The following is a 7524-nucleotide window of genomic DNA, read 5'->3' as shown; positions in this document are numbered from 1 at the left end:
ACGATCGACGAGACCCCGGACGGCGGGATCCACTACGACTTCCTCGTTGGCGCCGCACGCATCCCGCGCGCGGCTGACCGGGTTGCCTGGGCGAACAGCATCTTCGGGCCCTCCTACAACTACGAGTCGCCGGTCATCGAGTTCGACGACGGCGCGCAGCTCCCGCAGTGGCTCATCGACGAGTGCGCCGAGGTGACCGAGCGCGTCACCGAGGAGGTCAGATGGCAGGACGGCGACGTCGTCCTGATCGACAACACCCGCGTCATGCACGGGCGCCGGCCGATCCTCGACACCGACCGGCTGGTCCTCAACGCGCAGAGCTTCGTCCGATGACAGCCGTCGACGACCAGCTCTACCCCAGTCCACTGTGGGACGAGGCCCCCACCGACGATCCGGCCGGGGACCTAATCGGGATGACCGGACCGACCATCGTGGCGGCCCGCGGGGCATGGCTGACCGACCGGACCGGGGGCCGCTGGCTCGACGCGCGCAGCGCGGCCTTCGGGCCGGGCCACCCCGCGGTCACCACCGCCGTCGTCGAGCAGCTCGACCGGGTCGCGCTCTCCAGCCGTGTCCTGATCAGCCGTCCGCTCGCGGACGCGGTCACCGAGCTGGCCAGGTTCTGCCCGGCCCCACTCGAACTGAGCTATCTGTGCAACAGCGGCGACGAGGCACTGGACTTCGCCCTCAAACTCGCCAAGGGCGCCGCCCCCGGGCGTGGGCGCGTGCTGGGGATCCGGGGCGAGGACTTCGGCGCCCTGGCGCACGGCAGCGCGCTGCGCTTCGGCCGCGACGTCCTGCACACCCCGCCGCTGAGCGCGGACGCCATCGACCCCGGGGACCTCGAACGGCTGCCGGAGCGGCTGGACACCTCGACCGCGGCCGTCGTGATCGCACCGGCCGCACCGGGCCGCGGCCTGGACGCACTGTCCGGAACCTGGTGGCGGACACTGCGGCGGCGATGCCAGGAGACCGGCGCACTGCTCGTCCTGGACGAGCGGCTGACCGCCCCGGCACGACTCGGCACCCGGCTGGGGTGCCAGAGCATCGGGATCGTCCCGGACGTCCTCGTGCTCGGCGAGCAGCTCGGCGCCGGCACCGTCCCGCTCGGGGTGACGGTGACCAGCCGCCAGCTCTACGACTCGGTGCTGGGGCACCGCAACCCCACCGTGCACGGCTCCACGTTCGGGGCGAACCCGCTGGCCGCCGCGACGGTCCGGGCGGTTCTCGACGCGGTCCGGCACGACGACCTGCCCGCGCGGAACCACGCCGCGCAAGACCAATTGCGAGAGGCGTGGAGCCAGCTGAACGGCCACGAGGAGGTCCGCGCGGCCGGGGTCGACGGAACGCTGGCCTGGATCCGGTTCACCGGACGGGACCGAGCGGACCGGTTCTGCCGCGGCCTCAGCCGGCGGCGGGTACTGGCCCGCCGGTGCGGCCCGGATCTGGTCGCGTTCCTGCCCCCGCTGACCAGCGAGCCGGACGACCTGCGCCACCTCACCGCGGCGGTGACCGCCGCGGTGTCCGACGCCGAGAAGGACCCGGAGGCCGACCAGTGACCGACGCCGCGCTCGCCGACCGGCAGGAGCTGCTGCACCTGCTCGGCCGGCACTGGAACCCACCGGCAGCCACAATGCTGGCCGCGGTCGACCGTCAGGTCGAGTCCTACGCCGAGGGCGCAGAGGTGGTCGCCGAGGACGGTAGCCGGACTCTCGATCTGGCTGGCAGCTACGGGGTCTTCCTTGTCGGGCACGGGAACCCGGCCGTGCGGGCCGCGGTCCGGGAGACCCTGACGACCAACCCCGGCTACGTCGGGGGCACCCGCCACCCGGCGGTCGAGCGGCTGGTCGAGGCCTTGCGCACGGTCGTCCCGGCGGAGCTGGGGCACCTGAGCTTCGGCAGTTCCGGGGCGCACGTCGCCGAGCTGGCCCTGCGCACGGTGCTGATGGCACGTCCGGGGCGCTCGCGGGTGGTCGTCGTCGGAGGCGGCTACCACGGCAAGACCCTGGGCGCGCTGACGCTGCTCGGAGGCGACGGTCACCGCGATCCCTTCGCGTCGCGGTCGCCGGAGGTGGTGATGGTGCCGCCCGGGGACGCCGACGCGCTCGACCGGGCGGTGCGAGGCCGGCAGGTGGCGGCCGTGTTCGCCGAGCCAGTACTGGGCGGGGCCCACTTGCGGGTTCCGCCGCCAGGCTGGTTCGCCGCGGTGGCGGCGTCCTGCCGGCGTACCGGGACCCTGCTCGTGGCCGACGAGATCCAGACCGCCTTCGGGCGGACCGGCCGGCTATTGGGTGCCGACCACGACGGCGTCGTGCCCGACGTGCTGTTGCTGTCCAAGGCGCTGACCGGGGGGATGGTCCCGATCGCCGTGCTCGCGGCGTCGGCGGAGGTGATCGACTCGGCGCGCCGGCACCCGGCATCGGAGCAGCTGCCCCCGCTGTGGGGGGAGCCCGGCAGCACCGGCGGGCTGCGTTCGGGGGTGGCCGCGGCCGCGGGGGCCGCCGCGATCGAGCAGGTGCACGCCCTGGACCTGCCCGGCCGCGCGGCCGAGCTCGGGCCGGTCCTGCTCGACGGCCTCCGGGATGCGGCGCGACGGCATCCGCGGCACCTGGTCGACGCTCCGGGGATCGGTCTGATGACCGGCCTCCGGGCCCGCAACCCGGCCGTCGAGACCCTGATATCGATGCAGATGGCCCATCGGGGGATCCACCTCGGACACTCGCTGAACGAGGACATCGCGCAGCCCGTCCTGCGGTTCTACCCTCCGCTCACGATCGAGCGGAAACAGATCGAGCAGGTACTCACCGCGCTCGAGGAGTCGCTGAGCTGGCTAGACCGGCGCCCGCGAGCGCTGACCCGGGGGATCACCGGACTGCTACGCCGCCAGCGCAGCCTGCCTCCAGGCCTGGTGATGAAGCTCAACCACTCACCCCTGAAGGTCACCTGGTGACCTGAGCCCGGTCACCACACCGGCTCACCGCCACAGCGGACGGACCTCCGGCGCGAGCAGCGCGTCGGAGGTCCTATCCGTACCACCGATCAGGCTGACCGCGTCGCCTGCCGAATCGAACTCGCCGCGGGCGAACCGGGCCCACCGTCCCCGCACCTCGTCCCGCAGCGCGGTGAGCTCGGCCGCGGACCAGCCCTCGAGCAGCGGCATCCGCCGGCCCTGCTCCGAGCCGAGCACGAAGGGAATGTCGATGCAGTGCGCGGCACCGTAGCTGCGGTGCCGCCCGCGGGCGGCGACGTCGAACCGGGCCAGCTGGACCGGGTTGCCGGCCCGGGCCGCGGCCTCGGCATATTGCTGGTTCGGCGCGGTGAAGATCGCGTCGGTGTAGATCGCGGACAGGATCGAGGCGGGCGCACCGCCCACGGCGGCCCGGTAGCGCTCGATCACTTCGTCGGTGCGCTGCTCGCCGAACTGCGCGGCGACGGCCTGCCGCAGGCCCGCGTCGTCTGGTGCGGCGCCGTCGGAGAACCACAGCCGGCACTCGTCGCGGGCGGTGGTCACCAGGAGCGGCAGCGCCGTCGCGGGCGGGTCCGGCACTGACGTCGGGCCTCCGGCGAGCACCCCGTCGGAGACCAGCCGCACGCCCGGACGGACGTCACCGCGCGCCGCGGGAGCGGACACCACCGCGCCCTGGCCCTCGAGGATCACGTCGAGTCCCGTTCCGCGGGCCGCCCGGGCCGTCCCGACGCCCGTCACCCGCGAGAACTCCGCGGCGGCATCCTCCCCGTCGATCGGGTCGAGTCCGAGCGGGCCGCTGTGCAGCACGGCCCGGTCGAGCAGGGAGGTCGTCGCCGGCAGCCGCAGCAGCGCAGCCAGTATCTGGGCCCCGGCCGACTGCCCCAGGGCACACACGGCGGACGGGTTTCCGCCGAAGGCCGCAGCGTTGCGGTGCACCCACTGCAGGGCGGCCAGCAGGTCCCACGCCCCGACATTGCGCACCGGCTCTGAGCCGGTGCCGAACCCGTCGCCGTCCGGCGACATCGGTACGGCGTCGGCGAACGGCGGGAACCCGAGGACGCCGATCCGGTAGGTCACCAGGACGACCACGGCGTCGTGTTCGGCCGCCAGCTCGGCGCCGTCGTAGCGGGGCAGGTTGCCGGACCCGGTGAGGTAGCTGCCGCCGTGCAGCCACACCAGCACCGGGCGGGCCGCGTCGTCGGTCGCAGGCGTCCACACGGTGAGGTGGAGGCAGTCCTCGGACTGCGGCTCGGTGGGGTCACCGAACAGCGCGGCGAACGGGGACGGCAGCTGCGGGCACGCCGGTCCGGGGGTGAACGCGTCACGCACCCCCGACCACGGGAGCGGGGGCTGCGGCGCCGCGAAACGCTGCGCCCCGGACGGCGCCCGTGCGTAGTCGACGCCCCGGAACACCGTCACGCCGCCCTCCCTGCGTCCTCGCAGACGTCCTTCCGACGTCCACACGACCGGCGTGTCCACGGACAGCGCTGGTGATGACATGACAGCCCCCTTCGATCGCGAGCTCGGGTGGTCGCCTACAGATTTCCGCGGTCGCTCCGGAGTGGCTCCAACGACTTCTCCACGACGCGGCGGGCTGCCTCCCGGGCCCCGGCGACATTCCGTTCGGCGATCGCGTCCAGGATCGCGCGGTGGGACTCGTGCCCGCAGCTAGGGATCTCGAGGTCGGCGTGCACGTGGAACAGGCCGCCCCGGAGCCGGCTGATGAAGTAGCGGTACAGCTCGACCAGTACCGGGTTTCGGGCGGTTGCGACGACGGCGAGATGGAACTCGGAGTCGTCCAGGGCGAACCGCTGCGGGTCGCCGCGGTCGTCCTCGGCGAGGTCGCGCAGCGCCAGCAGCCGCCGCAGTTCCACGAGGTCGTCGTCGGTGCGGCGCTCGGCGGCCATCCCGGCCGCTTGGACGTCGTAGGCCATCTGGACCTCGAAGATCTCCCGCACGTCCGCCCGGCCGATCCCGCTGAGCAGGTCGGCGGGGCTGACCGAGCTCAAGACGAACGTCCCGGCGCCCTGGCGAGGCTCCAGCATGCCGAGCCGGCTCAGGCCGCGGATGGCCTCGCGCACCAGCGGGCGGGAGACCTTCAGCTGCTCGGACAGGACCAGCTCACCCGGGATCCGGGAGCCCACCGGCCAGCGGCCGCTGCGGAGTTCCTCGGCCAGCGCCGACGTCACCTTGTCGAGCGTCGAGGCACTTCCACCCACCGCCTGCAGCGCCACCCGAGCCTCCTGATCCGTCGATGCCGTTCGGCTCCGCAGCATATCGGCTCCACCCACCACATGACAGATGCTAGATGTCTGACATATCGTGTCGCCGCGAAGGGGCGGACCCGTCCCCGAGACCTACGAGATCCGGGGAGACCGGCGATGAACACCGACGACACCGAGGGGCAGTCCACCTCCGGGGCCTGGGGAGAACTGCTCGGCCGACGCCATCTGGGCGCGATGCTCGTGCTGGCCGGCGGAGTCGCCCTCTACGCGACGAACGTGTTCCTGACCACCAGCCTGCTGCCGTCGGCCACCGCCGAGATCGGCGGTGAAGAGCTCTATGCCTGGGCAACGACGATCTTCCTGCTCGGCTCCGTGATCACATCGGTGCTGGTCAGCCGCCTCCTCAGGGCCACCAGTGGCCGTACCGCGTATCTCGTCGCGATCGCGGCGTTCGTCCTGGGCACCATCGTCTGTGCCCTCGCCCCGTCGATGCCGGTGCTGCTGGCGGGGCGGGCCGTGCAGGGTGCCGGCGGCGGACTGCTGGCGGGCCTGGGCTACGCGCTGATCCGCTCCACGCTGCCGTCGACCCTATGGGCGCGCGGCACGGCTCTGATTTCGGCGATGTGGGGGGTCGGGACGTTCCTCGGGCCCGCGCTGGGTGGCGCGTTCGCCGAGCTGGGAGCGTGGCGCGGCGCGTTCGTCGCGCTCGCCGTGGTCGCGCTGGTGGTCGGCGTGCTCGTCCCGTGGGCGCTGCCCAACGCGCGTGAGGACGTGGAGGACGAGCCGTTCCCGCTGATCTCGCTCATCCTGGTGACCGCAGCGGCGCTCTGCGTCAGCGTGGCCAGCGTGTTCGCCACCCCGCTGATCAGCATCGCCGGGGTGCTGGTCGGGGTGCTGCTACTGGTCCTGTTCCTGGCCCACGAACGCCGCACCTCCGCCGGGGTGCTCCCGTCGGCGGCCTTCCGGACCGGCTCGCCGGTGCGCTGGATCTACCTCACGATCGCCGTTCTCGCCGTCGGCTCGACCGCCGAGACCTTCGTGCCGCTATTCGGACAGCGGCTGGCCGGTCTCGCCCCGCTCGCCGCGGGTTTCCTGGGCGCCGCGATCGCCGCGGGCTGGACGCTCGGCGAGATCCCCAGCGCCGGAGCATCGCGTCCCGGCGTCACCCGGCGGATTGTGATCGCCGGGCCGCTTGTGCTCGCGGGCGGGCTCGGGCTCGCCGCGGTGACCCAGCAGGAGCAGGCCGGCGGCGTGACGATCGCGCTGTGGGTCGCAGCCATGGTGGTGGCCGGCAGCGGCATCGGCATGGCGTGGCCGCACCTCGCGGCCGGGGCCATGACCGAGGCCGACGGCGGGTCGGACGGCGACAAGGCCTCCGCCGCCATCAACACGGTCCAGCTGGTGGCGAACTCGTTCGGTGCCTCCCTCACCGGTGTCCTGGTCAACCTGGGCGAGCCGGACACGGTGCTGTCGGCCCGCTACCTGTTCGGCGGATTCGCCGTGCTCGCCGTCGCCGGTACCGCGGCGGCGATCCTGAGCCAACGCCGGACGCATACAGGCCCCGCGACCAAGTCCTACTCCACAGCCGCCCACTCGGAGCCCTAAGGCGTAGCCATCGGACACAGCACGTCACGGCTGGGACAGGTCGAAGCGTCAGCCCGGAGCCTGGCTGTCCGGGTCGGCTGCTAGGGATGGTGGCCGGGACGATGGACTATCTCCACGTCCTATAGCGCCGGATCCTGCCAGGATGTTCCTCAACCCCTGCCCCACCAACAGGAGGGCCTGACGACCCCTGGTGCTTCCGGCGGAAGCACCCGATCCACTGCAACGGGGGCGGCTACTCGGTGACTGGTGGGCCCTGGACGCGCCGGCGTGCGTCGAGATCGCGGGTGGCGGCGGTGTCGAAGTTCGCCCGCCAGTTCTGTACGAAGGCCAGCTCCGACTTGTCCCCGGAGGTGGGCCGGCTGACTCCGTCGTGGCCCACGACCGCCCGTTCGGGCGGGCGGGTGTAGTTCGGGTCGTTCTCGTTGCCGTCGCGGGCGGTGTGCATGCCGGGGTGGCATTTCCAGTGGTCGATGTGGCCGGCGATGTTGGCCAGGGCGTCGCGGCGCCAGCGGGTGCTCCACTCCGCGGCCAGCTGCGGGCGGGCGTCGGAGGTGAAGGCCTCCACGTAGCAGGTGCGCAGCCAAGACAGTTCCAGCACCGCGGGCCGGTGCAGCGGCCAGCAGTCGGGCAGCAGCTCCCGGGTGATCTCGTACCAGGGCACGAACGTCTCGGCGACCCACCGGCCCAGCTGATCCCACGCGGCGGCGGCTTCGTCGACGGTCAGCG

General features: G+C 72.9%; 6 protein-coding genes and 1 pseudogene. 4 read left to right on the top strand and 3 right to left on the bottom strand.

The window, feature by feature from the left end; all coding sequences use genetic code 11:
* From I4I78_RS27480 to I4I78_RS27470, 3 genes are all read left to right on the top strand, one after another.
* Nucleotides 1-333 (top strand): TauD/TfdA family dioxygenase (locus tag I4I78_RS27480; protein ID WP_218614406.1); only part of this gene is annotated, 333 nt, incomplete at its 5' end.
* Nucleotides 330-1559, top strand: a complete 1230-nt coding sequence (locus tag I4I78_RS27475) for an aminotransferase class III-fold pyridoxal phosphate-dependent enzyme (protein WP_218614405.1) — start codon at nt 330-332, stop codon at nt 1557-1559. The genes I4I78_RS27480 and I4I78_RS27475, both read left to right, overlap by 4 nt.
* Nucleotides 1556-2950: an aminotransferase class III-fold pyridoxal phosphate-dependent enzyme gene (locus I4I78_RS27470; protein WP_218614404.1), complete on the top strand. Its 1395-nt coding sequence runs from the start codon at nt 1556-1558 to the stop codon at nt 2948-2950. The genes I4I78_RS27475 and I4I78_RS27470 overlap by 4 nt, the downstream gene beginning before the upstream one ends.
* Before the next feature lie 24 nt (nt 2951-2974).
* Here I4I78_RS27470 and I4I78_RS27465 read toward each other — a convergent pair whose 3' ends face one another.
* Together I4I78_RS27465 and I4I78_RS27460 are read right to left on the bottom strand one after the other, a co-directional pair.
* On the bottom strand, nt 2975-4468 hold the full coding sequence (locus I4I78_RS27465) for a carboxylesterase family protein (protein ID WP_218614403.1): 1494 nt from the start codon (nt 4466-4468) through the stop codon (nt 2975-2977).
* 35 nt (nt 4469-4503) lie between these two features.
* On the bottom strand, nt 4504-5202 hold the full coding sequence (locus I4I78_RS27460; RefSeq protein ID WP_218614402.1) for a FadR/GntR family transcriptional regulator: 699 nt from the start codon (nt 5200-5202) through the stop codon (nt 4504-4506).
* Nucleotides 5203-5349: 147 nt separating this feature from the next.
* Here I4I78_RS27460 and I4I78_RS27455 point away from each other — a divergent pair, with 147 nt between their 5' ends.
* Nucleotides 5350-6798, top strand: coding sequence for an MFS transporter (locus I4I78_RS27455; RefSeq protein ID WP_218614401.1), 1449 nt, complete (start codon nt 5350-5352; stop codon nt 6796-6798).
* A 232-nt stretch (nt 6799-7030) separates the two neighbouring features.
* Here I4I78_RS27455 and I4I78_RS27450 read toward each other — a convergent pair.
* Nucleotides 7031-7524 (bottom strand): annotated as a pseudogene (locus tag I4I78_RS27450) (hypothetical protein); the annotation flags it as partial.

Source organism: Pseudonocardia sp. KRD291 (assembly GCF_019263595.1).
In the GTDB taxonomy this organism is placed as follows: Bacteria; Actinomycetota; Actinomycetes; order Mycobacteriales; family Pseudonocardiaceae; genus Pseudonocardia.
The sequence above is the reverse complement of the archived record's forward strand: the minus strand, read 5'-3'. Positions and strand labels throughout refer to the sequence as shown.